The sequence below is a fragment of the Martelella alba genome, assembly GCF_006516955.1.
GTDB classification, from domain to species: Bacteria; Pseudomonadota; Alphaproteobacteria; order Rhizobiales; family Rhizobiaceae; genus Martelella; species Martelella alba.
On record NZ_VHLG01000012.1, the window covers coordinates 29,692 to 53,774 of the forward strand.

The 24,083-nt window shown below is 57.2% G+C and carries 25 protein-coding genes; 12 read left to right on the top strand and 13 right to left on the bottom strand.

Translation table 11 applies throughout. The annotated features are described in order from the left end of the window. Positions 1-63: 63 nt before the first annotated feature. The 4 genes from FJU08_RS16630 to FJU08_RS16645 form a co-directional block, all read right to left on the bottom strand. The gene (locus tag FJU08_RS16630) at positions 64-285 is read right to left on the bottom strand and encodes a hypothetical protein (RefSeq protein ID WP_141150161.1); all 222 of its coding nucleotides are present in this window, start codon (positions 283-285) and stop codon (positions 64-66) included. A 201-nt stretch (positions 286-486) separates the two neighbouring features. Continuing rightward, complete coding sequence (locus FJU08_RS16635) at positions 487-855, bottom strand: helix-turn-helix domain-containing protein (protein ID WP_141150162.1); 369 nt, start codon at positions 853-855, stop codon at positions 487-489. Next, positions 852-1,418 carry a Smr/MutS family protein gene (locus tag FJU08_RS16640; RefSeq protein WP_141150163.1) on the bottom strand — a complete coding sequence of 189 codons (567 nt, stop codon included), beginning with the start codon at positions 1,416-1,418 and terminating at the stop codon, positions 852-854. Before FJU08_RS16640 ends, FJU08_RS16635 begins: the two co-directional genes overlap by 4 nt. Before the next feature lie 54 nt (positions 1,419-1,472). Next, positions 1,473-2,174 carry a Tim44/TimA family putative adaptor protein gene (locus FJU08_RS16645; RefSeq protein ID WP_141150164.1) on the bottom strand — a complete coding sequence of 234 codons (702 nt, stop codon included), beginning with the start codon at positions 2,172-2,174 and terminating at the stop codon, positions 1,473-1,475. A gap of 146 nt (positions 2,175-2,320) precedes the next feature. Between FJU08_RS16645 and FJU08_RS16650 the strand changes: the two genes are divergently transcribed. Then, on the top strand, positions 2,321-2,827 hold the full coding sequence (locus FJU08_RS16650; RefSeq protein WP_141150165.1) for an FxsA family protein: 507 nt from the start codon (positions 2,321-2,323) through the stop codon (positions 2,825-2,827). Between the two features lie 208 nt (positions 2,828-3,035). Continuing rightward, complete coding sequence (secB, locus tag FJU08_RS16655; RefSeq protein WP_141150166.1) at positions 3,036-3,518, top strand: protein-export chaperone SecB; 483 nt, start codon at positions 3,036-3,038, stop codon at positions 3,516-3,518. A gap of 70 nt (positions 3,519-3,588) precedes the next feature. On the opposite strand, the gene dnaQ is transcribed toward secB, so the two are convergent. The 5 genes from dnaQ to FJU08_RS16680 are packed head-to-tail and all read right to left on the bottom strand — an operon-like array spanning position 3,589 to position 7,207. Next, positions 3,589-4,299 (bottom strand): DNA polymerase III subunit epsilon, encoded by a 711-nt coding sequence (dnaQ, locus tag FJU08_RS16660; protein WP_141150167.1) that lies wholly within the window; start codon positions 4,297-4,299, stop codon positions 3,589-3,591. Beyond that, complete coding sequence (coaE, locus tag FJU08_RS16665) at positions 4,296-4,895, bottom strand: dephospho-CoA kinase (RefSeq protein ID WP_141150168.1); 600 nt, start codon at positions 4,893-4,895, stop codon at positions 4,296-4,298. Before coaE ends, dnaQ begins: the two co-directional genes overlap by 4 nt. Further along, positions 4,892-5,737 (bottom strand): shikimate dehydrogenase, encoded by an 846-nt coding sequence (locus FJU08_RS16670; RefSeq protein WP_141150169.1) that lies wholly within the window; start codon positions 5,735-5,737, stop codon positions 4,892-4,894. The genes coaE and FJU08_RS16670 overlap by 4 nt, the downstream gene beginning before the upstream one ends. Beyond that, on the bottom strand, positions 5,730-6,329 hold the full coding sequence (locus tag FJU08_RS16675; protein WP_181409902.1) for a Maf family nucleotide pyrophosphatase: 600 nt from the start codon (positions 6,327-6,329) through the stop codon (positions 5,730-5,732). Before FJU08_RS16675 ends, FJU08_RS16670 begins: the two co-directional genes overlap by 8 nt. Before the next feature lie 56 nt (positions 6,330-6,385). Continuing rightward, complete coding sequence (locus FJU08_RS16680; RefSeq protein WP_141150342.1) at positions 6,386-7,207, bottom strand: pyruvate, water dikinase regulatory protein; 822 nt, start codon at positions 7,205-7,207, stop codon at positions 6,386-6,388. A gap of 411 nt (positions 7,208-7,618) precedes the next feature. On the opposite strand from FJU08_RS16680, the gene hemE reads away from it, so the two are divergent. The 8 genes from hemE to FJU08_RS16720 all read left to right on the top strand — a co-directional run bounded on the left by hemE (position 7,619) and on the right by FJU08_RS16720 (position 16,473). Further along, complete coding sequence (gene hemE / locus FJU08_RS16685; protein WP_141150171.1) at positions 7,619-8,644, top strand: uroporphyrinogen decarboxylase; 1,026 nt, start codon at positions 7,619-7,621, stop codon at positions 8,642-8,644. 14 nt (positions 8,645-8,658) lie between these two features. Beyond that, positions 8,659-9,201 carry a protoporphyrinogen oxidase HemJ gene (gene hemJ, locus FJU08_RS16690; protein ID WP_141150172.1) on the top strand — a complete coding sequence of 181 codons (543 nt, stop codon included), beginning with the start codon at positions 8,659-8,661 and terminating at the stop codon, positions 9,199-9,201. A 197-nt stretch (positions 9,202-9,398) separates the two neighbouring features. Beyond that, positions 9,399-10,664 (top strand): transcription termination factor Rho, encoded by a 1,266-nt coding sequence (gene rho / locus FJU08_RS16695; RefSeq protein ID WP_141150173.1) that lies wholly within the window; start codon positions 9,399-9,401, stop codon positions 10,662-10,664. A gap of 110 nt (positions 10,665-10,774) precedes the next feature. Next, a complete protein-coding gene (mnmE, locus tag FJU08_RS16700; protein ID WP_141150174.1) occupies positions 10,775-12,094 on the top strand; it encodes a tRNA uridine-5-carboxymethylaminomethyl(34) synthesis GTPase MnmE in 1,320 nt (439 codons plus the stop codon). Between the two features lie 136 nt (positions 12,095-12,230). After that, on the top strand, positions 12,231-14,087 hold the full coding sequence (mnmG, locus tag FJU08_RS16705; protein ID WP_141150175.1) for a tRNA uridine-5-carboxymethylaminomethyl(34) synthesis enzyme MnmG: 1,857 nt from the start codon (positions 12,231-12,233) through the stop codon (positions 14,085-14,087). A gap of 8 nt (positions 14,088-14,095) precedes the next feature. Then, positions 14,096-14,710: a 16S rRNA (guanine(527)-N(7))-methyltransferase RsmG gene (rsmG, locus tag FJU08_RS16710; RefSeq protein ID WP_141150343.1), complete on the top strand. Its 615-nt coding sequence runs from the start codon at positions 14,096-14,098 to the stop codon at positions 14,708-14,710. Between the two features lie 27 nt (positions 14,711-14,737). Further along, a complete protein-coding gene (locus tag FJU08_RS16715) occupies positions 14,738-15,529 on the top strand; it encodes a ParA family protein (RefSeq protein ID WP_141150176.1) in 792 nt (263 codons plus the stop codon). Between the two features lie 56 nt (positions 15,530-15,585). Further along, positions 15,586-16,473, top strand: a complete 888-nt coding sequence (locus FJU08_RS16720; protein ID WP_141150177.1) for a ParB/RepB/Spo0J family partition protein — start codon at positions 15,586-15,588, stop codon at positions 16,471-16,473. A 122-nt stretch (positions 16,474-16,595) separates the two neighbouring features. Here the strand turns inward: FJU08_RS16720 and holA are convergent, their stop codons facing one another. From holA to leuS, 3 genes are all read right to left on the bottom strand, one after another. Beyond that, on the bottom strand, positions 16,596-17,642 hold the full coding sequence (gene holA, locus FJU08_RS16725; protein WP_141150178.1) for a DNA polymerase III subunit delta: 1,047 nt from the start codon (positions 17,640-17,642) through the stop codon (positions 16,596-16,598). A 240-nt stretch (positions 17,643-17,882) separates the two neighbouring features. Next, on the bottom strand, positions 17,883-18,476 hold the full coding sequence (locus FJU08_RS16730; RefSeq protein WP_181409893.1) for a hypothetical protein: 594 nt from the start codon (positions 18,474-18,476) through the stop codon (positions 17,883-17,885). Next, positions 18,469-21,105, bottom strand: a complete 2,637-nt coding sequence (gene leuS / locus FJU08_RS16735) for a leucine--tRNA ligase (RefSeq protein ID WP_141150180.1) — start codon at positions 21,103-21,105, stop codon at positions 18,469-18,471. The genes FJU08_RS16730 and leuS overlap by 8 nt, the downstream gene beginning before the upstream one ends. Before the next feature lie 222 nt (positions 21,106-21,327). On the opposite strand from leuS, the gene FJU08_RS16740 reads away from it, so the two are divergent. Beyond that, positions 21,328-21,999, top strand: coding sequence for a YggS family pyridoxal phosphate-dependent enzyme (locus tag FJU08_RS16740; RefSeq protein WP_141150181.1), 672 nt, complete (start codon positions 21,328-21,330; stop codon positions 21,997-21,999). Positions 22,000-22,045: 46 nt separating this feature from the next. Here the strand turns inward: FJU08_RS16740 and FJU08_RS16745 are convergent, their stop codons facing one another. Further along, positions 22,046-22,936, bottom strand: coding sequence for an SDR family oxidoreductase (locus tag FJU08_RS16745; protein ID WP_141150182.1), 891 nt, complete (start codon positions 22,934-22,936; stop codon positions 22,046-22,048). 127 nt (positions 22,937-23,063) lie between these two features. Here FJU08_RS16745 and FJU08_RS16750 point away from each other — a divergent pair, with 127 nt between their 5' ends. Beyond that, positions 23,064-23,972, top strand: a complete 909-nt coding sequence (locus FJU08_RS16750) for an AraC family transcriptional regulator (protein WP_141150183.1) — start codon at positions 23,064-23,066, stop codon at positions 23,970-23,972. Positions 23,973-24,083: the final 111 nt, after the last annotated feature.

Here is a 24,083-nt window from a genome sequence, read left to right on the forward strand (position 1 = left end):
CAGTCCATTTAGCCACCCCGCAGCAAAAGCGTGGCAGCCAGGGGTGAAACGCGGCGAAAACGCCTAGATTTCTTCCGCCAGAATGGAATCCAGCGGTATATCGGCCATACGCAGGCGATGGCCGCCAAACGTCTCCATTTCACGTTCGGCACCATTCTGCGTCAGAATACCGTTCCAGTGAAGATAGAGATAGCTCTCGCGGATGATCTGGTTGCGGAATTCCCCATTGAGCAGGTCGTTCTGTTCAAGCTTAATTCCGTCCGTCGGGACACTGTGAAGGCTCATTTTTACTACTCCATAGCCTTATAGAGTGGGGACCGTTGTCGTCGGATTACGGGCTGCTTCGGCTGTGTCACGCCTGACATGTCTTTTCAAAAAGACCGGGCGGGGGAGGCTCAGCCAAAACCCCGAAATCCTGTCTGTAAGGCTAAAGGATAATGGACTTTCGTCGCATTGACCTCCCTCAAGTGCTGCATTTGTGAAATATCAATTCTGCTGCCCGGAATAGTCGGCAAGCAGGGCTTCCATGCGGGCAAGACCGTCCTCGTCGAGCATGCCGATACGGCGGGCGAGGTGATTGGCAAAGGCCGTGTGGGCGGCTGACAGGCCAGCCGTATCGATGACGACACGTGGATCGGAAACATCAGCAATGTCAAACAAGGCTTCGGCATCATCCCAGATGACATTGAAATAGCCGGCGACGCGCTGAAGAAAATCGAAGCTCGGCTTGCCGCGCCGTCCATGTTCGAGCGCCGACAGATAGGCTGCCGACACACCGATCGCTTCTGCCATCTGTTTCTGGGACACGCCGCGCTCGGATCTCAATTGCCTGACCGCTTCCCCGAACGGGGTCATGGCTCCATTCCCTTCCTGCGGGCAAGCCGCACATAAAGCGCGCCTTCGCCGCCGTGATGGCGCGCCGCGTCTTCATAGGAGGAAATCAGCGCTCTGAATTCGGGCATCGAAAACCACAGCGGCACAGCCCGTTTCAGCACGCCATCACTGCCGAGCGACGCGCCCTTTCCAGTAATCACGAGCACATGCCGGAGCCCGCCATAATGGGCGCGGCTGATAAAGGCCAGAAGCCTGACATGCGCATCCGCCTGGGTCAGTCCGTGCAGATCGATGCGCGCATCGATCGGGATACGGCCCTTGGCGAGCTTGCGCTTGACCGGTCGCTCCAGCGGAAAATGCTCACGCCGATCCTGCTTCCGGCCGGAGGGCAGTGCAAGAGGAGAAACGCTTGCATCCTTCTGCTCGCGCCGTTTTTTCGGCAGCTGACTGCCATTCATCAATTCAGAGAAGGTTTCCCCGGTTTCGGGCGGCTGTTCGATCGCCTTGCCCGGGAGCGGCTTTGCGGTTTTGGCCACCTTGCCCCACAGGGCTCGCTCTTCGGCTGTCAGCCTGCGTCTTACCATTCAGGCCACCGTCGCCGGTCGGCACTTCAGCCTTTCATCAAGACGCTGCACGGCCTACTCCGAGGCCGTGGCGATCAGCTTCCAGTTCGGATCGCGTGCCCGCGTGTCGCGGGCGAAGGTCCAGATATCGCGAACCTCGGCGATTTCTTCTGGATGGCCTTCGACGAGGGCGCCTTCCTTGTCATAGGTGGCGGAAATCAGCTGCGAGACGATCCTGAGCGTGACCTGGGCCTCTTGCTTGACCATTTCAGCACCGGTGACGGTGATCTCCTCGATGCCGACGAAATTGGCCTTCACGCTTTCGCCCTTGGCCTCACGCTCGCTCATGGCGGTATTGAAGCCATCGAAAACCTCCTTCGACAGAAGATTTTTCAGCGTGCGCCGGTCACCATCGGCAAAGCCCATGACGATCATCTCATAGGCCGAGCGCGCGCCCTTGACGAATTCGGCCGGATCGAATTGCGGATCAGCCTTCACCAAACTGCGCAGCCCTTCATTGGCAGGCGTACCGACGGCGGTCATCTTGTCGATCGCCTCGATACGCTGCGCCTCACGTTCCTTTTCGGCGCCGGGAAGGGTAATCACCTTGCCCTCACGCTGGGCCGGCTGCGGCGCATCGGCTGCCTCACGCATTGGCGACTGCTGGTAACGCGGCTTTTCATTGCCGGTACGGCGGCCCAGCACGTTGCGGAGCTGAAAAAATATCACCACCGCGGCGACCAGGAAGAACAGGGTAATCAGATCACTTGTGCCCATTTTCGTTTTCTACCGCCGTTTCTATCGTTCTCAAGCCACCATATAGACTTCACAACACCACGATTCAAATGTAGCACTGTAATTCTTAGGCGCTCATACCAATATGAGTTAATGATAACGCCAGATCGAGACAAGCGGGAAGCCCTTTGCCACTTCTCATCACACTCTTCATCTTTCCCTTTGTGGAAATCGCCGGATTCATCATTGTCGGGCGCGCCATCGGCGTATTGCCGACGCTTGCGCTGATTGTTGCGACCGCAGTCATCGGCGCCGCGCTTCTCAGGATCCAGGGTTTTTCGGTGCTGCAGCGCCTGAATGACGATATGCGCGCCGATGCCGATCCGGGCCGCGACATGATCCATGGCGTCATGATCGTGCTGGCCGGCATTCTGCTTCTGATCCCGGGCTTTGTTACCGACATTATCGGATTTTTGATGTTCGTCCCGCCGATCCGCGATCTGGTTTGGAAATATTTCCGCAAGGACATCAGCGTTTTTTCGCAGCGCTCCTTTTCCTATCGTTCAGGCGGCGCTTCGGCCCGCAAACCTGAGTCTCCGGTCGTCGATCTCGATTCTTCCGATTTCAGCTCGGATGCCAAGGCTGACCCCAATTCGCCCTGGATCGACGACAAGACCGACAAGCCCAAGGATTAAACCGGCCGAAACTGCCGCCATCGCGAATTGGCTGCAACTTTTCTTTCGTCAGTTTACCGGCGGTTTCACCACAAGAGCCTGACAAGAATCGGTCACAGAACAAACAATATCACTGTCAGCGAACCGCTGTTCCCTTGGCAAGGGTTGTATGGCTTGGGGCGAAGTGCTAACTGGCTTTCCCAGATTTACCACTTCGAAAGGAAGCGAAATGGCAGACGAAAACGGCGCACAGAAGCAGGCAGCCCCTTCGCTGAGCATTCTCACGCAGTATATCAAGGACCTGTCCTTTGAAAATCCCGGCGCACCGGCCTCTCTTCAGAAGCGCGACGCCGCCCCCGGCATCAATATCAGCGTCAATGTAAACGCCAATCCGCTTGGCGATGACAATTTCGACGTCATCCTGTCGCTGAAGGCCGAAGCCAAGTCCGGCGATCAGCCTTTGTTCCTGTGCGAACTGGTTTATGGCGGTGTTTTCCGCGTTGCCGACTTCCCCAAGGAACACGTGCTGCCGATGCTGTTCATCGAATGCCCGCGTCTGCTCTTCCCCTTCGCACGCCAGATCATCGCGGACGCCACGCGCAATGGCGGTTTCCCGCCGCTGCTCGTCGATCCGATCGACTTCGCCCAGATGTTCCAGAAGCGCATGGCCGAAGAACAGGCCCGCGCCAAGGTTCAGCAGTCGACCAACTGAGCGACAGCGCATCAAAGACATGAAAAACCCGGCCAGGCGCCGGGTTTTTTCATGTCGGGATTTTGTTGTCTCAGTGTTCGAATTTTTCCCACAAAGCATTGCCCTTCATACGGGCGATCAGCTTGTGATGGGCTTCGATCTCTTCTGGATGAATGCGCGAGGGCAGGGGTTCCGGCCGGACCAGCGGCGGTAAAACCCGGACATTGCCGTCACTGTCATAGTCGTCGCCAGCACCGGCATTGACCAGACGGAAGGCTGCCTGCCGCCCGCCCGACATTTCGATATAGACTTCCGCCAGCAACTCGGCGTCGAGAAGAGCGCCGTGCTTGGTACGATGCGCATTGTCTATCGAATAGCGCCGGCAAAGCGCATCCAGACTGTTCGGACCCATGGGATGCTTGCGGCGTGCCAGCGCCAGCGTGTCCAAGACCATATCATCCGGGATCGGCTTTTTGCCGAGCCGGGCAAGCTCGGCATTGATGAAGCCCATGTCGAAACTCGCATTGTGGGCGATCCAGCGCGCGCCGTCAAAAAACGCCAGAAGATCATCGGCAATCACTGAAAAAACCGGCTTGTCCTTCAAAAAATCGTCGGAGATGCCATGCACCTGCAAAGCGTCCGGATGCACGCTCTTGCCATCGGCATTGATATAGACATGAAAGGTCTTGCCGGTCGGGAAGTGATCAATCAGCTCAACCGCACCGATTTCGATGATCCGGTCGTCATTCCTGTCCATGCCCGTGGTTTCGGTATCGAAAATGATATCGCGAACGCCCTTCATTCTGCCTGCCGCCCTTTATTCCGCAAATTCTCAATAATGGCCGCAACCGCCGCCTGCGCTGCCGCCATGCCCTGGCTTGTATCTATCACAAAATCGGCCCGGACGCGCTTCTCGCTGTCCGGCATCTGCCGATTGAGGATCGTTTCGAATTTCTCCACCGTCATGCCGGGCCGTTCAAGCACGCGGACGCGCTGCGTGTCCGCATCAGCCGTCACCACGGCAACATAATCCACAGCCTGGTCACTGCCTGTCTCAAACAGAAGCGGGATATCAAGCACGGCCAGATCCGCCCCCGTTGCTGCTGCTTTTTCGAGAAACGCCTTACGTTTGGCAAGGACCAGCGGATGAACGATCGCCTCAAGCCGTTTGAAGTTTTCCGCCTTGCCGTTCAGCGCTGCGCTGAGGCGCGCCCGATCGATGGCGCCGTCAACTGCAGTGCCGGGAAAAGCCTGTTCCACAGGCGCCACCGCCTCACCACTGTAGAGGTCATGTACGGCCTGATCGGCATCATGAACCGGCACGCCCTGATCGGCAAAAAACCGCGCCGTGGTGGATTTGCCCATGCCGATCGAGCCGGTCAGGCCAAGAATGATCATGCATGTCTCTCCAGATCGGCGATGATCTCGGCACGGAGTGCGGCATCAACCACCGGCGTCTTGCCGAACCATTTTTCAAAACCCGGTACGGCCTGGTGCAGCAGCATGCCGAGACCGTCAGCGGTGCTAAACCCCTGATCAGCCGCCTGCTTCAAGATCGGCGTCATCAACGGCACATAGACAATATCAGCGACCACAGCGGCTGGCAGCAGGGGTGAGAAATCAAAAGCGGGAACGGGTGAACCCTTCATGCCGAGCGACGTGGTGTTGACGAAAAGCCCGGCGCCTTCCATGGCCTGGCCGAGATCTTCCATGGTGGTCGGCACAATGCCCGGCCCGAAACGCGCCGCCAGCTCTTCTGCCCGGCCAATGGTCCGGTTGACGAGGCGGATATCGGCAATACCGCGCTTTTTCAGCGCCAGCAGGATCGAGCGCGCACCGCCGCCAGCGCCCAGAACCACCGCCTTTGCCGTCCGGTCCCAGCCGGGATGGCAATCATCGAGATTGGCGGCAAAACCATGCCCATCGGTATTGGTGGCATGGATCAGCCCGTCTTCGACCCAGAGCGTATTGGCCGCACCAAGGGCGGTCGCCATCTCGTCCGGCCGGTCGGCCGCCTGAAACGCTGCCGCCTTGTGCGGCATGGTGACATTGCCGCCGACAAGACCAGCCTCGCCGCTGCGCAGGCGCGCCATGAAGGCCGTAACATCATCCGGCGCAACATCAATCCGGACATAGTCGCCATCAATACCGTAGCGTTTCAGCCAGTAACCATGCACCAGCGGTGAGCGCGAATGGGCCACGGGGTGACCAATGATAAAGCCGTGTCTGGTATCAGCCATCAATGCAATCCAGTTGTCTGAGGCCAGCCAGAAGCGGGAGCATCGGCAGACCCAAAATCGTGAAATAATCGCCCTCGACCCTGTCAAAAAGGCGCACGCCAGTGCCTTCCAGCTGATAGAGGCCGGAGGAAAACAGAACCTCATCGGAAAGGCCGGCGAGATAGGCCTCAATCTCGTTTTCCTGCAGATTGCGCAATCTGATTGTCGCCGGTTCCATCGTTTCGAACAGGATTTCGCCGTCACGCGCTATTGCCAGGGCGCTGTAGAGAAAATGGCTCTTGCCGGACAGAAGGCGAAGGTGCTCGGCCGCCTGGGTCCTGCTTTCCGGCTTTGAATAGGGTTTGCCCTGAAAGGCCATAACCTGATCGCCGCCGATCACGACAGCATCCCGCACACGCCGCGACACATCCAGCGCCTTCTCACGCGCCAGGAGTCCGGCCAGAAATTCCGGCCTGGCACCCAGCAATCGATACGGCGCCTCCACCGCGCGCTCATCTACATGCGGGCGGATGCTTGAAAAGCTGAGCCCGGCATTTTTGAGAAGCTTGCGCCGCGAGGGACTGGTTGAGGCCAGTATCAGCGCCGGTCTGATTTTCGATGTCATGACTGCTATCCCTTTCAGACGCCGTTCCTGCCGCCAGGGTCTGGTTACTTGAGCTGATCCTTCAGGGCAAGAATGGCCGCGGCCGTTTCCTCAATCGAACGGCGGGTAACATCGATAACCGGCCAGTTATTTTCCGCCGCCAGACTGCGTGCATATTTCAGTTCCTCGGCAATCGCCGCCCGGTCGGTATATTCGCTCTTTCCCTCATCCGCACCATGCCCGAATTCGCGATATTCTCGCACCTGCGAGATCCGCCCGGTGGAGGCGATCAGGCAGACGATCAGCGGCTTCTTCGCCTTGATCAGACTTGGCGGCAGCGCCACACCGGGAACGACGGGAATATTGGCCGTCTTGATGCCGCGATTGGCGAGATAGATCGCCGTCGGCGTCTTGGAGGTGCGACTGACACCGAGAATGACGATGTCGGCATCCTCATAGCTTTCGGGCATCTGTCCGTCATCATGGTCCATGGTGAAATTGAGCGCCTCGATGCGGGCGAAATAATCTTCGTCGAGCGAGTGTTGCGCCCCGACCCGGCGGCGCGACATGGTTCCGAGATAGGTCTGAAACCGCGCAATGACCGGCTCCAGCACGTTAACGCAAGGGACCGCCATATCGCGACACATCTCGTCAATCAGTGCAGCAAGTTCCTCATTCACCACCGTATAAAGCACGATCCCGGGCGCTTCATCGATGGCGCGCAGAACCGCCAGCAACTGCTTGCGGCTGCGGATCAGCGGATAGACATGTTCGATCGGCTCATAGGCGCCGAACTGGGCAGAGGCAGCGCGACCCGCCGATATCAGCGTCTCGCCAGTCGAATCGGAGATCAGATGCAGGTGGAAGAAGTTTTTTCGGTTTTCCACCATGTCCACCACCTCCTGTTCATAACGCGGGACAACTGAGGATCAATTGAAAGCGCCGCAAATCGGCCTGTGGGAAACCCACCGCGTTATCCACATACGCCATGACCGGGAGATGTTTCACGTGAAAATGTGGGTAACGGGGATAAATCAGAAGACTTCAGATCTTGTCCCGCTTGATCCACATGAACACCATTTCTGAGAACTCCGATTAACGCATTGATTCAAATGAGTTATTCAGAACATTTTTGATCTTTTCCACAAAAGCGGCTATTGCGCTTTCAACGGTGATCCCACTTATCCCCAGATGCGGTGGAAAAAGTTGGATGGGGTTTAATCCTTGATCGTCACAGACTCTAAGAAATAAAAGAAAAACCGAAATCATCAGATTCATATTAGGGAAGGTTGGGGATAATGGTCTCACGCAGACTGATACGGGTCCTTGAAGGCAATACCGAAACCCCGCCACCAATCTGGCTGATGCGGCAGGCCGGACGCTATCTTCCCGAATATCGTGCAGTTCGTGCCGAAGCAGGTGACTTTCTGTCACTCTGTTACAATCCCACCTTCGCGACAGAAGTGACGTTGCAGCCGATCCGCCGTTATGGCTTTGACGCAGCCATTCTCTTTTCAGACATTCTGGTCATTCCCGATGCATTGAAGCGCAATGTTCGCTTTGAAAAGGGTGAAGGACCACGTATGGAGCCAATCACACCGGAGCTGATTGAGACCCTGCCACTTGAGGCCGTAGAAGCGCATCTCAATCCGATCATCGAGGCGGTTGCCAATATTCGTGCCACTTTGCCCCAGGAAACGGCGCTGCTGGGCTTTTGCGGTGCGCCATGGACCGTGGCCACCTATATGATTGCCGGGCGTGGAACCCCCGACCAGGCCCCGGCACGGCTGTTTGCCTATCGTCACAGGCAGGACTTTCTCAAGCTGCTCGATATGCTTGCCGATCTGTCTGCCGACTATCTTATCCGACAGATCGAAGCAGGAGCTGACGCCGTACAGATCTTTGACAGCTGGGCCGGTATTCTCGGCGAGGAGGATTTCGAGGATTTTGCCGCAAAGCCGGTAAGACGCATCATTGATAAGGTTCGTGCGGTACATCCCGGTGCCAAGGTCATTGCCTTTGCCAAAGGTGCTGGCTTGAAGCTGAAACATTATCGGCAGAAGACCGCGGCGGACGCCATCGGCCTCGATTGGACCGTGCCGCTTGAATTTGCTGCAGAGTTGCAGAAAGACGGTCCGGTGCAGGGCAATCTCGATCCGCTGGCCGTGGTTGCAGGTGGCGATGCGATGAAGCATGCGACAATGCGCATTCTCGACAAGCTGGGCAATGGACCTTTGATCTTCAATCTTGGCCATGGCATCACGCCGGAGGCAGATCCGGCTCATGTCAGCATGCTTGTCGAGATGGTCCGGCAAAAGGTGTAACGGGAGGCTATTGATTGGCAAATGAGAAAGAGACCGGCGCAAAGGCCGGAAAGAAGGCGGCAAGCCGCGCATTGACGGCGCTGCTTGTGTTTCTGTTCATATGTCTTGGGCTTTTTGTCTTTGATCGGGAAAATTTCTATCTCTGGGCCAAGGCCATCCATGTGATCGCAGTGATTGCCTGGATGGCGGGCATGTTCTACATGCCGCGGCTCTTCGTTTATCATGCCGATACCAAGCCGGGATCTGAACAGTCGGAAACTTTCAAGGTCATGGAAGCCCGGCTGATGAAGGTGATCATGAACCCGGCGATGATCCTGAGCTGGATTTTCGGTCTTTATCTCGCCTGGACCGGCTTTCATTTCATGGGCGGCTGGCTTCACGTGAAACTTCTGGCCGTTGTCGCCATGTCCGGTGTTCACGGCTATTTCGCACGGGCGGTCAAGGATTTTGCACGTGATGCGCGCAACAAAAGTCCGAAACACTGGCGAATCGTTAATGAAATACCGACAGTTTTGATGATGATTGCCGTGATTATGGTGATTTTGAAGCCATTTTAATGGCTTTTGGGCCGGAAAGCGCAAAAGTTTTTGCAAAACCTGCGGTTTTCTCTTGTATCGCGTGCGGCAAATCAGTATCTTCCCGGCAACTCATCCAGAAAGGCTTTGCGCTTAACGCCACTACGCCAAGATTGGCGTCGCCAGACAACCGCAATCAGCCTCAATCCTCTTCCTAACACATCTATACGGTTTCCTTCATGTCTCAAATGAAGCTCCAAGAACTTAAGAACAAGACCCCGACGGACCTCCTGACCTTTGCGGAATCGCTTGAGGTCGAAGGCGCCAGCACCATGCGCAAACAGGAACTCATGTTTGCCATTTTGAAGATGCTGGCCGCTCAGGATGTCGAGATTATCGGCGAAGGCGTGGTCGAGGTTCTGCAGGACGGTTTCGGCTTCCTGCGTTCTGCCAATGCCAATTATCTTCCGGGTCCCGATGATATCTATATCTCGCCCTCTCAGATCCGCCGCTTCTCGCTGAAGACCGGCGACACGGTTGAAGGGCCGATCCGCGGACCAAAGGAAGGAGAGCGCTATTTTGCCCTTCTGAAGGTCAACACCATCAATTCCGATGATCCGGAAAAGATCCGCCACAAGGTTCATTTCGACAATCTGACGCCGCTCTATCCGAATGAGCGGTTCAAGATGGAGCTCGAAAATCCGACCTCGAAGGATCTGTCATCCCGCGTCATCGATCTCGTCGCGCCGCTCGGCAAGGGCCAGCGCGGATTGATCGTTGCGCCGCCCCGCACTGGTAAGACAGTGCTGCTGCAGAATATCGCCCATTCGATCACGGCCAACCATCCGGAATGTTTCCTGATCGTGCTTCTGATCGACGAGCGGCCTGAAGAAGTGACGGATATGCAGCGTTCGGTACGCGGCGAAGTGGTTTCGTCAACCTTTGACGAGCCGGCTGCCCGCCATGTCCAGGTCGCCGAAATGGTGATCGAAAAGGCCAAACGTCTGGTCGAACATGGCCGTGACGTCGTTATCCTGCTCGATAGTATCACCCGTCTCGGCCGCGCCTATAACACGGTCGTGCCGTCCTCGGGCAAGGTTTTGACCGGTGGTGTCGATGCCAATGCTCTTCAAAGGCCGAAACGCTTCTTCGGTGCTGCCCGTAACATCGAGGAGGGCGGCTCGCTGACGATTATAGCCACCGCGCTGATCGATACCGGTAGCCGCATGGACGAAGTGATTTTCGAAGAATTCAAGGGTACCGGCAACTCGGAAATCGTGCTCGACCGCAAGGTTGCTGACAAGCGTATCTTCCCGGCCATGGATATTCTCAAATCCGGTACCCGTAAGGAAGACCTGCTGGTTCCGCGTCAGGATCTGCAGAAGATCTTTGTTCTGCGTCGTATTCTGGCCCCGATGGGGACGACCGATGCAATTGAATTCCTGATCGACAAGCTGAAGCAGACCAAGAGCAATGGCGATTTCTTCGATTCAATGAACACCTGATTACGTGTCAGATGAAAGAAGCTGTAGCGGCCGGTGTCTCCTGACACGGGCCGCTTTTGCATTTTTGCTGCAGTGCAACATGGTGAAGAAAATCTTAATGGAGCAATCTGATGGCGGTAAGTGACGACACGATCTATGCGCTTTCAAGCGGTGGATTGCCTTCCGGTGTTGCTGTGATCAGGCTTTCCGGATCCTCCGCATTTTCCGCATGTGCGACGATTGCCGGAAACATACCGCCGCCGCGCTTTGCCCGGCTGATGAAGCTTGTCGACGGGGACGGGGGAACCATTGATCAGGCTCTGGTGCTTTCCTTTCCCGGACCGGCTTCCTTTACCGGTGAGGATTGTATCGAGTTCCACCTTCATGGCGGCCGCGCTGTCGTCAATCACATGCAGAATTGCCTGTCCATGCTGCCGGGCCTGCGTCATGCCGAAGCCGGGGAGTTTACCCGTCGTGCCTTTGAAAACGGCAAGATCGACCTCGTTGAAGCGGAAGGGCTTTCGGATATGATTGCCGCTGAAACCGAGATGCAGCGGCGGCTGGCGCTGGAACAGGCTGAAGGGCATCACTCCGCTCTCTATAATGGCTGGGCTGATCGACTGATCCATGCCCGTGCCATGATCGAGGCTGAACTGGATTTCGCTGACGAGGATGATGTGCCGGGTTCACTCTCGGCCGAAATCTGGCAGGATGTTGAGATGCTTGCCGCGGCACTTCATCAGCATCTTGCCGGCAGCAGGATTGGCGAGATCGTCCGCGATGGCTTCAAGGTCGTGCTGACCGGTGCACCAAATGCGGGGAAATCCAGTCTTCTCAATGCCTTGGCCAAACGCGACATAGCCATTGTCACCGATATTGCAGGGACGACCCGTGACAGTATTGAAGTCGATCTCGATATCGGCGGCTACGCCGTACGGCTTTTTGATACAGCAGGTCTACGCGAAACGGAAGATATCGTTGAGCAGGAGGGCGTAAGACGGGCCGAAGCCCTGCGTGATGGTGCGGATCTCGTTCTTGCATTGGTTGCTGCTGATCAGACAGGACCAGTGATCGAACCCTCAGAAGGGGTTTTGCGCATTCTTACCAAATCGGATCTTCGCAATGAAGCAGATCAGGCAGAAGATTTTGATCTGGTGCTCTCCGTGCATAGCGGTGACGGCTTGCCGCAGCTTGTCGAACGCATTGCTACGCGCCTTGACGCGGCCGTTTCAGGGAGCAGTCTTTCAGTTCCGGTGCGTCAGCGGCAGATTGAGTTTTTGCAGCAGGCAGAAAGCCATATTGGTGAAGCACTGAGATTGCAGCACGCTTCGCCCGAAATCCCGGCAGAATCCCTGCGACGGGCAGCAGATTCACTTGGCCGTATTACCGGACGCGTTGATGTTGAAGATCTTCTGGGTGTTATCTTCTCCAGCTTTTGTGTCGGCAAGTAACGCTTGAGTGTTTCACGTGAAACATCCTTGACTCTCGGCAATTGTCACGGCACAAACGGACGAAACCGTAAAACGGGGTCAGTGTATCCGGCGTATGAAGAATGACGCCGTTGAGGCCAGACCCTCGGAGCATTTCATGGACGCAATGAAGTTTGATGTCATCGTCATTGGCGGTGGACATGCTGGATGTGAAGCGGCGAGCATGGCTGCGCGGGCCGGTGCCAGAACCGCCCTGATCACGCACAGAGCCGAAACAATCGGTGTTATGTCCTGCAATCCAGCGATCGGTGGATTGGGGAAAGGCCATCTGGTGCGGGAGATCGATGCGCTGGACGGCCTGATGGGGCGGGTCGCCGATGCGGCCGCAATTCAGTATCGCATGCTCAATCGGCGCAAGGGACCGGCTGTTCGTGGCCCGCGAACCCAGGCTGACCGCAAGCTGTATCGGCTCGCCATGCAGAAAGAACTGGCCGAAATAGACAATCTGACGATTATCGAGGGTGATGTCTTCGATATTTCTTTTGGTCAAGGTCGGGTTGAAGCGGTAACAACAGCCGATGGGCAACGTTTTGCTTGTGGCGCAGCAGTTCTGACAACCGGGACGTTTCTGCGCGGCCTTATCCATATCGGCGATAAGAAAATCCCTGCCGGGCGGGTAGGGGAGGCACCATCCCTTGGTTTGTCGGCGACGCTCGGCCGGGCCGGTCTGACCCTCGGGCGGCTGAAAACCGGCACGCCGGCACGTCTTGATGGCAAAACGATTGACTGGGATTCTCTAGATCGCCAGGAGGCGGATAGTGAGCCGGTGCCATTCTCGTTCATGACGGAAACGATTGCCAATCCGCAGATTGCCTGCGGGGTGACGCGGACGACGCCTGAGACGCATCGGATCATTCGGGATAATATCGGTCTGTCGGCCATGTATTCCGGTCAGATTGAAGGCGTAGGACCGCGTTATTGCCCGTCCATTGAAGATAAGATTATGCGCTTCGGCGATCGTGACGGGCATCAGATTTTTCTTGAGCCCGAAGGTCTTGACGACGATACGGTTTATCCCAATGGCATTTCGACTTCATTGCCTGAGTGGGTTCAGGATGCCTATATCCATGCGATCCCCGGTCTTGAGCATGTTCGCATTCTGCAGCCAGGCTATGCTATTGAATATGATCATGTCGACCCGCGTGAGCTGACCGCCGGACTGGAATTGAAGAAAATGCCGGGACTGTTTCTGGCAGGTCAGATCAATGGGACAACGGGTTATGAAGAGGCGGGCGCCCAGGGATTGGTTGCTGGCTTGAACGCCGCACGGCTATGCGGCGGCCTCCCGGCATTTCATTTTTCGCGGACGGATTCCTATATTGGCGTGATGATCGATGATCTGACAACGCGCGGCGTTGCCGAACCCTATCGAATGTTTACATCGCGCGCAGAATATCGCCTGACCCTTCGGGCCGATAATGCAGATATGCGGCTTACGCCGATCGGTCTTGAACTTGGTGTTGTCTCGGCAAAACGGGCTCAGCGGTTTGAAACCTACGCGGCTTCATTCGCCAGAAACTGTGAAAAGCTGAAATCGCTGTCGCTGACACCGAGCGAGGCGGCTGAGTATGGGCTGAAGCTCAATCAGGATGGCCAGCGCAGAACGGCGTTCGATCTTCTGTCCTATCCCGATCAGGATCTCGGCTCTCTTCGTAATATCTGGCCCGAACTTGCCGAAATCAATGGCAGGCTCGGCGAAGCCATTGAGATCGAAGCCTCCTATGCGGTCTATCTCGACCGGCAATCTGCCGATATCGCCCAGGTTCAAAGGGACGAGGGACGGATGATTCCTGCGGATTTCGACTATTCTGGCTTGTCGGGTCTTTCCAATGAGCTCAAAATCAAACTTCAGGCGGCGCGGCCAGACAATATTGCACAGGCAGCCCGTGTTGATGGGATGACACCGGCAGCCTTGTCGCTGTTGATCGTAAGATTGAAGTTGCAGGCTGCATGATGGCTCCATTGAAATTGAATGGTCAGAGTGTTTCACGTGAAACACAGGACCGGCTTGAACATTTCGTTGTCCATTTTCAGAAATGGGCGAAGGCTATCAATCTCGTTGCGCCTTCAACCAAGACCCATATGTGGGAACGGCATATCGCCGATAGCGCGCAGATTTTTCAACTCCATCCTCGCCCGTGCCAGTGGGTGGATATTGGATCGGGCGGCGGCTTTCCTGGCATGATCACCGCTATCTTTCTCGCCGAGGCAGGGCAGGGGTGGGTTCATCTGGTTGAAAGCAACAATAAAAAGGCCTCTTTTCTGCGAACGGCCATCCGGGAGACCGGAGCGCGTGCCAGTGTTCACGCAATCCGTGCCGAAGCCGCAATGGAGGAAATCGAGAGCGCAGATTGCATGTCGGCGCGGGCATTGGCGGCGCTTGATGAACTTTTTGCTTTTGCCGAACCCTGGGCTAAAAAACAGGATGGATTCCGCTGTTATTTTCACAAAGGCCGGGATTACCAGAGTGAGATCGACAAAGCGCGTGGCCAATGGCAATTCGATTTGATAGAACATGAGAGTAGGGTTGAACCCGGCTCGGTGGTTCTCGAAGTCAGCAATCTCCGGCGTATCTAGGGCCGGCCAGGCGGGCGGATTTCAGGTATGGTTAATAAAACGCGAATTATCACGGTTGCCAACCAGAAGGGCGGAGTCGGCAAGACGACGACCGCCATTAACCTGGCGACGGCTTTGGCGGCGATCGGTGAAAAAGTCCTGATTGTTGATCTTGACCCCCAGGGCAATGCCTCGACCGGGCTTGGCATCGACAGGGATCAGCGGCGGCAATCGGCTTATGATGTATTGATGGGCGATCAGTCTGCTGTTGAATGTGCTGTGCCGACAGCGGTTCCCAATCTTGATCTGATCCCGTCGACTTTGGACCTTCTTGGATTCGAGATGGAGATTGCGCAGGATCCGCGCCGTGTTTTCCGTCTTCGCGATGCGCTGACGGCGCCGGAAATGGCGCAATACCGCTATGTTTTTTGCGATTGTCCACCGTCCTTCAATCTTCTGACCATGAATGCGATGGCGGCAGCGGCGTCGATTCTCGTTCCGCTGCAATGCGAGTTTTTCGCCCTTGAGGGTTTGAGCCAACTACTTGATACAGTTTCGCAAATTCGAAATTCGGTCAATCCGGGGCTGGAAATACAGGGCGTGGTGCTGACCATGTTCGATTCGCGCAACAATCTGGCTCAACAGGTTGTCAGCGATGTACGCGAATATATGGGTGATAAGGTCTATCGCACGCTGATACCGCGTAATGTCCGCGTTTCAGAGGCGCCCTCCTTTGGCAAACCGGTCATTCTTTATGATCTGAAGTGCCAGGGCAGTCAGGCCTATATTCAGCTGGCATCGGAAATCATTCAGCGCGAGCGCGCACTGGCTGCGGCCTGAACTGCTAATGATCGAGGTCTTTTAAGGCTTCGCTTGCATGAGAGTGGATGAAGATCATGAATGATGAAACCTCCAAGCGCCGTCTTGGGCGCGGTCTTGCAGCCCTGATTGGCGATATTGAAAAGCCGCAGACGGAAGTATCGGAAACGCCGGTTATTCACCCAGATCGCCAGGTTCCCATTGAATTTGTGACGCGAAATCCGCGAAATCCAAGGCGCTATTTCGAAGAAGAAGAGCTGCGGGATCTTGCCGCGTCGATCCGCCAGCACGGTATTGTTCAACCCGTTGTCGTGCGCACGATTGCTGAACAGCGTTTCGAGATTATCGCTGGCGAGCGACGCTGGCGAGCGGCCCAGCTTTCAGGTCTGGCTGAAATTCCGGTTTTGATCCGCGATGTTGATGATCGGACCGCCCTGGAAATTGCCATTGTCGAGAATGTTCAGCGTGCTGACCTCAACCCGCTGGAAGAGGCCAATGGTTATGAAGCACTGATGGCTGAACATGGATACACCCAGAATGATCTTGGTGAAATTATCGGCAAGAGTCGCAGTCATGTCGCCAATAGTCTGCGTCTTTTGAAGCTGCCGGAAGGGGTTCGTGACATGCTGGCTGGTGGAGCGCTTTCTGCTGGTCATGCGCGTGCTCTGATTTCAACACCCGATCCGCTGGCTCTGGCGCGCGTGATTGTCGATAAGGGGCTTTCAGTCCGTGATACTGAGAAACTCGCTCAGCGGGCGATCGAGGGCACAGAAGGGCGTCGTGCTACGGCGCCGGCACGTGAAAAGGATGCCGATACGCTGGCGCTGGAACGTTCCTTGGGGGATATTCTTGGCCTGACAGTGACCATTGATCACAAGTCAAACGGCGGTCAGATCAAAATCGCCTATCGGACCCTCGATCAACTTGACGATATCTGCCACCGGTTGGAACGCCGCCCGAACTAGGTTGGCGCTGGTTTGTTGCTGGGGCGGCATTGAAGCGGGTCGGTCTAAATCGGGCCAAATTGTTCTAAAATTGGATCATATCAAATTGATATGATCCAATTTTATATTTTGGTTTCAGCTTGTTATCGACGTCTTCCAGCGCGAGCCGTTTTCAGTGTCGTTGCAAGCAGGCTCTGCATGACGATGCTGTCTTCCAGTTGCGGGAATTGCCGGCTGCGCAGCACCGCCATCTGCAACAAGGACAATTCCTGTCTAAGCGCTTTTGAAGTCCAGCGCGAGAGCGCGGCTTCGACCAGCGGCTTGCGGCGGAAGAATATGCCCCTGCCATGGCTTTGCATCACCGTCGATACGCTATTGCCATTGCCTTCGATTTCAGCGCGCATGAGGTCCAGTTGCTGGAACTGACGCAGGCATCCATTCAACACAAGAAAGAGCGGTGTCTTGGATTGGGTGATTTTCGCCATCGCCCGCTTCAACTGCGCGGGATCGCCAGACAGGACAGCGTCTATGGCTTCATCGGCGGAGATCGTGCTGGCATCGCCAATGATTTCGCGGACGTGTTCCTCGTCGATAAGCTCCATGCCGCGGGCGTATAGCATGAGCTTTTCGATTTCGTTGCGACTGGCCAACCGGTCGCCGCCGATCAGGGTGAGAAGCAGCTGCCGCGCAGCTGGCGACATACGCAGGCCGGCTGCGGCAAGCTCGCTGTCGATCAGCTGATTGAGCGCACGTGCGTCGTCGCTGTAGCAGGGAATGACGGCGACAGCGCCGCTTTTCTCCGCAACCTTCCGCAAGGCCGTACCCTTGCGCAATTCACCGGCTTCGATAATCAGAAAAGCCGCTTCCGGCGGGGCTTCGCTTAGAATATTGACAGCGTCGGAAAGGGCTTTTTCCGAGCCGCTGCCACGGATCCAGACGAGGCGGGAGCCGCCGAAAAGACCGATTGCATTCATCTCGTCGACGATGCGGCCCGATCCGGTGTCAAGGTCGGCGGTTTCCAGCTTCATCACCGAGAAAGGGTCGGAGAGATCGACACCCGATTGTCTTGCGATCAGCGCTGCGCGTTCGCTGACAAGCCCGCGATCAGGACCGTAGACGAGAAACAGCCGATAGCGGCTTGCCTCGCGGCGAACGAAATTGTCGAACTGGTGCGATTTTATCTCGGTCATCGGCCGTCCTTGCTGTCCTGCCGGCGCACAGACAGGATGATGATCGCGCTTTTGGAACCGCAATGGCTCCTGATGTGATCGGCCCGACGATACTCCTTTAGCCTTGAGCGGCCAAATGGCTGAAGTGTGCTATCCACATCCTGGCGTCGAACGTGCGATACCAGACGCAAAGACGAGAAAGGGGCGGATCTGCAAATCCACCCCTTATCGAAGGAATAAGCCAGCCTTCAGGAAATCACGTCAGTTTGTTGCTGGCGGCGTGGAACCCGGCGCCGGTGGCAGGCTGGCTTCCGGCGTGGACTGGGCTTCCTTGGTCAGCGCAATAGCCAGATCGGCGTTGATCAGCTCGGCGACATCCTTGGCGGCACGGTTTTCGGCGTCACGGATGGCGCGAAGCTTGGCATATTCCTGTGACGGGAAGTCGAGCAGGGCAATTGACTTGCGTGTCCCAGAAGTCAAGAGCTTGCTGTCAGAGACGCGACGCATCGAATAATTGGCGTACACGATCGTTCGTCCGGCATCGGCCGTATCGGAATTATCTTCCACCAGCACGTCCGACGTTGCCGCATAGGCGTTGATATCGACCCGATAAAGCGGGTTGGCGCTTTCGCCTTTGCCGCGTCCGGTCAGAAAGATCAGCTGATTTTCTACCTGCTGCGCCACGCGCGATGTCGGTGTGTTGAAGGCGATCGCGGCCATGTTCTCACTCAGCGCCTTGCCCTGAGTGCCGCCATAAAGCGGACGGACCTGACACGCCGAAAGACCGGCAGTGACACTCAGGAGAAGCACGGAAACCAGGCTGGTACGGACAGTTCGGGCAAAGCGGTCAGACAACAACGTTCACAATCCTCTGCGGCACGACGATCAGCTTCTTTGGCGCCTTGCCATCCAGCGCCTTGATGACGGCATCAAGGGCGAGAACCGCAGCCTTGATCTCTTCCTGGCTGGCATCGCGCGAGACGGTCAGTTCCGCCCGTTTCTTGCCATTGATCTGCACCGGCAGCAGCACATCATTGTCTGCCGTCAGCGCTGGATCAAACACAGGCCAGGATGCCCGGGCGATGATATCCTCTCCGCCGAGAACCTTCCAGCATTCTTCAGCCAGATGCGGCATCATTGGCGCAAAACAATGGCTCAGAAACAGGCTTGCCTGCTTTACGGCAGCGGCAACATCGCCATCGGCCTTGCCGGCAGCGATTTCGGAAAGCGGGGCGGCCAGAACATTGACGAGTTCATAGATGCGGGCAATCGCCTTGTTGAAGGCCAGATTGTCAAGATCGTCGCCGATCGCCTTGACGGTCTTGTGGGCGGCACGGGAGATTTCCAGTGCCTTGCCGTCCTTGCCCGCTGCGGCCGTGACATTTTCCAATGCCGGGGCGGCTTCGGAGATCAGCCGCCAGACGCGCTGAACGAAGCGGAACGTGCCCTGGACACCAGCTTCGGTCCAGACGACGTCGCGGTCCGGCGGGCTGTCCGACAAGACGAAAAAACGTGCCGTATCAGCACCATAGGTGGCGAGAATATCATCGGGATCGATAACGTTCTTCTTCGATTTCGACATTTTCTCGATTGAGCCGATCGTGACCTCTTCACCGCTGTCGGTCATAACGGCGCGACGGCCATTTTCATCCTCGGTAATGGTGATCTCGGTCGGCGAAACCCAGCGTCCATTGGTGCCGGACCCACCGATACGATAGGTCTCATGCACCACCATTCCCTGCGTGAACAGGCCCTTGAAAGGTTCGTCCAGGCCAACATGGCCGGTTGCCTTCATGGCGCGGGTGAAGAAGCGCGAGTAAAGCAGATGCAGGATCGCGTGTTCGATACCGCCGATATACTGATCGACAGGCAGCCAGTGGTCGGCAATTTTCGGATCCGTCGGATTGTCTTCCCATGGTGCGGTGAAGCGGGTGTAGTACCAGCTGGAATCGACAAAAGTGTCCATCGTGTCGGTTTCTCGCCGGGCAGGCTTGCCGCAGCAGGGGCAGGCGACATGGCGCCAGCTGTCATGGCGGTCGAGCGGATTGCCCGGCTTGTCGAAGGTCACGTCATCGGGCAGCTTTACCGGCAGATCCGATTTTGGCACGGGAACGACGCCACAGTCTTCGCAATGGATGACCGGGATCGGGCAGCCCCAGTAGCGCTGGCGCGAAATGCCCCAGTCACGCAGGCGGAAATTGACCTTGCGCGTGCCGCGCGGCGAACCGGCAAGCATGTCGGCTTCCAGCTTTTTCGCCACCGTTTCAAAGGCGTCGTCCGTCGACATGCCATCGAGGAAACCGGAATTGATCATCACGCCATCATCGGTAAAGGCTTCGTCGCCGATTTCAAACGTCGCGGCATCGCCATCTTTCGGCATGACGACGGGTGTGACCTTCAGCCCGTATTTGCGGGCAAAGTCGAGGTCGCGCTGGTCGCCGGCCGGGCAGCCGAAGATCGCGCCCGTGCCGTAATCCATCAGCACGAAATTGGCGACATAGACCGGCAGTTCCCAGGAGGGATCGAACGGGTGCCGCACGGTCATGCCGGTGTCGATACCCTTTTTCTCAGCCGTTTCAAGCGCTGCAAGCGATGTGCCGGCACGGCGAGTTTCCTCACAGAAGCTTGCGACCTTCTCGTCGTGCTTGGCGGCTTCCTTCGCCAGCGGATGGTCGGCGGCAATAGCGAGGAAGGAGGCGCCGAACAGCGTGTCGGGACGGGTCGTATAGACCGTCACCTCGTCGAGATCAGCGGCCTTGCCGGCCTTTTCGGCGATTTCCCAGCGCACGGCCATGCCTTCGGAACGGCCGATCCAGTTCTTCTGCATCAGCCGGACCTTTTCTGGCCAGTGATCCAGCGTGTCGAGCGCGTCGAGCAGATCCTGGGCGAAATCGGTGATCTTGAAGAACCATTGCGTCAGCTCGCGCTGTTCCACCAGCGCGCCGGAGCGCCAGCCACGGCCCTCGATGACCTGCTCATTGGCGAGCACCGTCATGTCGACCGGGTCCCAGTTGACCTTGGACTGCTTGCGGTAGACCAGGCCCTTTTCCAGCATGTCGAGGAACAGCGCCTGCTGGCGGTGATAATATTCAACATCGCAGGTCGCGAATTCACGCGCCCAGTCCAGCGAAAGCCCCATGGATTTCAGCTGGTCCCGCATGGTGGCGATGTTCTGATAGGTCCAGTCTTTCGGGTGAACCTTGTTCTGCATTGCGGCGTTTTCGGCCGGCATGCCAAAGGCGTCCCAGCCCATCGGATGCAGCACGTTGAAGCCGCGGGCGCGCTTGTAGCGGGCGACGACATCGCCCATGGCATAGTTGCGCACATGGCCGATGTGAATGCGCCCCGAAGGATAGGGGAACATTTCTAGGACGTAGTACTTTTCCCGCGTCTCATCATTCTCGGTCTTGAACACCTCGTCGGCGGCCCATTTCTGCTGCCATTCGGGTTCGACTTTGCGGGGGTTGTAACGTTCGCTGGCCATATCGGTGTAACTTTATTCCTGTCGCTCGATTGCGGGCTGAGCTTCACCACGAAAGAGGAGGGGCGTCAAGCAAATCAGGCCGTTTTCAGGGGATCGGCAGGCTTTGCAGAGCGCCTTGGGCAAGTGTGGCGTTGAAAGGCAAGGCAGGCCGTGGTTGATTGCTGCCGGCTGCTTCGCTTCGCGTGGCAGATATAATGCGGCTGACGGGAAAGGAAAAGACCGATGGGTGTGACGGAAAACCTCAAGACTGTGCGCGACACCATCGCTGCGGCTGCCCATGAGGTTGAACGGCCGGAGGGTTCAGTGACATTGGTTGCCGTTTCCAAAACCTTCCCGGTTGACGATATTCGCCCCGCGCTTGCTGCCGGTCAGCGGGTTTTCGGTGAAAACCGGGTTCAGGAGGCAGAGGCCAAATGGCCGATCCTGCGTCAGGAGGCCGACGGCATCGAACTGCATCTGATCGGCCCGCTGCAATCCAACAAGGCGGCCGAAGCCGTGGCGCTTTTTGATGTCATCGAAACCGTGGACCGGGAGAAGATCGCCCGCGCTCTGGCGAAGGAAATCGAGAAGCAGGGCCGGCATCCGAAGCTGTTTGTCCAGGTCAATACCGGTAACGAGCCACAGAAGGCGGGCATTGATCCGCGTGAAACCACCGCTTTTCTGGCGCTGTGCCGCGACGAGCTGAAGCTTGTGATCGAGGGGCTGATGTGCATTCCGCCGGTTGATGAAAATCCCGGACCGCATTTTGCCCTGCTTGCTGATCTTGCCCGCGAAAACGGCCTTCACAAGCTCTCGATGGGCATGTCGTCGGACTATCAGATTGCTGTTTCTTTCGGCGCCACCCATGTGCGTGTCGGTTCGGCCATTTTCGGCCATCGCGACTATCCGGCCTGAGGATGGCCTTTGTCCGGCACGCGGAAAGCCCGCGTGCCGAAAGGGCTCACGCCGTGAAATAATAGTCCTCGGCGAGGTCTGAGAGCAGGGTTTTTTCAACCGGCTCCCAGCCGAGTTTGTCACGGGTAAGTGCGCTTGAGGCGCGGCTGTTCATCATCGCGAAATGGGTGAACATGCCATAATAGGCCTTAGCCTCTTCAGCCGGAATGCTCTTCACCGGAACGCCAAGCCCCTTGCCGATGGCTGCGGCGAGATCGCGCATGGCAATGCCCGTCTCCGCCACGGCGTGGAAACGGTCACCGGCTTTACCCTTTTCAAGCGCCAGGGCAAAAACCTTCGCCGCATCAAACCGGTGGCCCGCTGCCCAGCAATTGCCACCGTCGCCGACATAGGCTGCATGGCCTTTTTCGCGGGCAATATTGATCAGCCAGGGCGTGAAACCGTGATCGCCCCTGCCATGCGTGGTCGGCGGCAGGCGAACGATCATGGCCCGCACATTCTTGTTCAGCCCGGCAAAGGTTGCCTTTTCCGAAATCCGCGGGAAACCCGTGTCTTCCGGGGCCATCATCTCTTCCGTTGCCAGTTCGCTTGTCTGCAGCACCCCGGTTCCGGAGGTGGCGATGAAGGGTTTGCCAGTGCCTGAAAGCGCATCCACCATGGCGGCAATGGCCTTGCCGTCAATGGCGCAGTTCTCGGCGAACTTGGCAAAATCATGGATGAAGGCCGTGTGGATCACGCCTTCGGCTGCTGCCGCTGCCTCGGCCAGAAGATCATAATCTTCAATCGTGCCGCGCAACACTTTTGCGCCAGCGGCTTCGACCTTTGCGGCGGATTGGTCGGAGCGGGCAAGACCGGTCACATCATGGCCGGCGGCGAGAAGTGCGGCCACGGTCGGCGTTCCGACCCAGCCAGAGGCTCCGGTTACAAAAACACGCATGGTGAAATCATCCTGTCAGTCGTTTCGGTAAAATCTTCGGGCCCGATGCTTGCAGGATAGGGGGCGGAGGCGATACGATCTATGCGTTGACGTCCGTTTCTCTTTCGCAATCGTCCGGAGACTGGTTATGGATCCGCTGTCTGACGTCCTGTCCCTCTTGCAGGTGAAGAGCTATATGTTTGGTGGTTTCGAAGTCGGCGGACCCTGGTCCGTCAGCTATGGAGAGCACAAGGGCATCAAATGCTATGGCATTACCAGCGGCGCCTGCTTTCTGGCTGTGGAGGGTGCCGGCGCGCCCGTCCGGCTGGTTGAAGGCGATCTTTTCATCCTGCCGCGCGGCCTGCCTTTCCGCCTGGCGACGGATCTTGATCTTGAACCGGTTGATTTCCGCGAATTTCTCCAACGCCCGGCAGATGGCGGCGTGGTGATGATCAATGGCGGTGGTGATTTCGGCATGATCGGCGGACATTTTGCCATCACCGGCGGAAGCGCCGGCATGCTCATCGATGTTTTGCCACCGATCGTTCACATCAACCGGCAGGATGATCGTGAGGCATTCCTGTGGTCGATTGCGCGCATGCGCCACGAGCTTGCCGAACCCCGTCCGGGTTCGTATCTGATGGGGGAGCATATGGCGCATATGCTGCTGCTGCAGGCTTTGCGCGCCTATCTGGAGGGCAATGAGCACCGCGACGCAGGCTGGCTTTCGGCACTCACCGATCCGCAGATCGGCGCGGCTATCAGCGCCATTCATGCCGAGCCGTCCCGGCGCTGGACCCTCGCCGGGCTGGCGCAGCAGGCGGGCATGTCGCGCTCCTCCTTTGCCGAACGTTTCCGGCGTCTGGTCGGATCAACGCCGATGGATTATCTGACACGCTGGCGCATGCTGCTGGCCGCCGACCGGCTGAAAAGCGCGAAGGAGCCGGTGGGACGGATCGCATTGTCGCTTGGCTACGAGTCCGAGGCCGCCTTTTCCACCGCCTTCAAGCGTGTCATGGGCACATCACCGCGCCAGCATGGCGACAAGGCCGCCTGACGCGATGCAGAATGGGCAACTGACACCGCCCTTAGACGGTTGGCAAAGCCTGCTCTAGCCCCCTGCCGTCATGCTCGGGCTTGTCCCGAGCATCCAAACACGCAATCACAC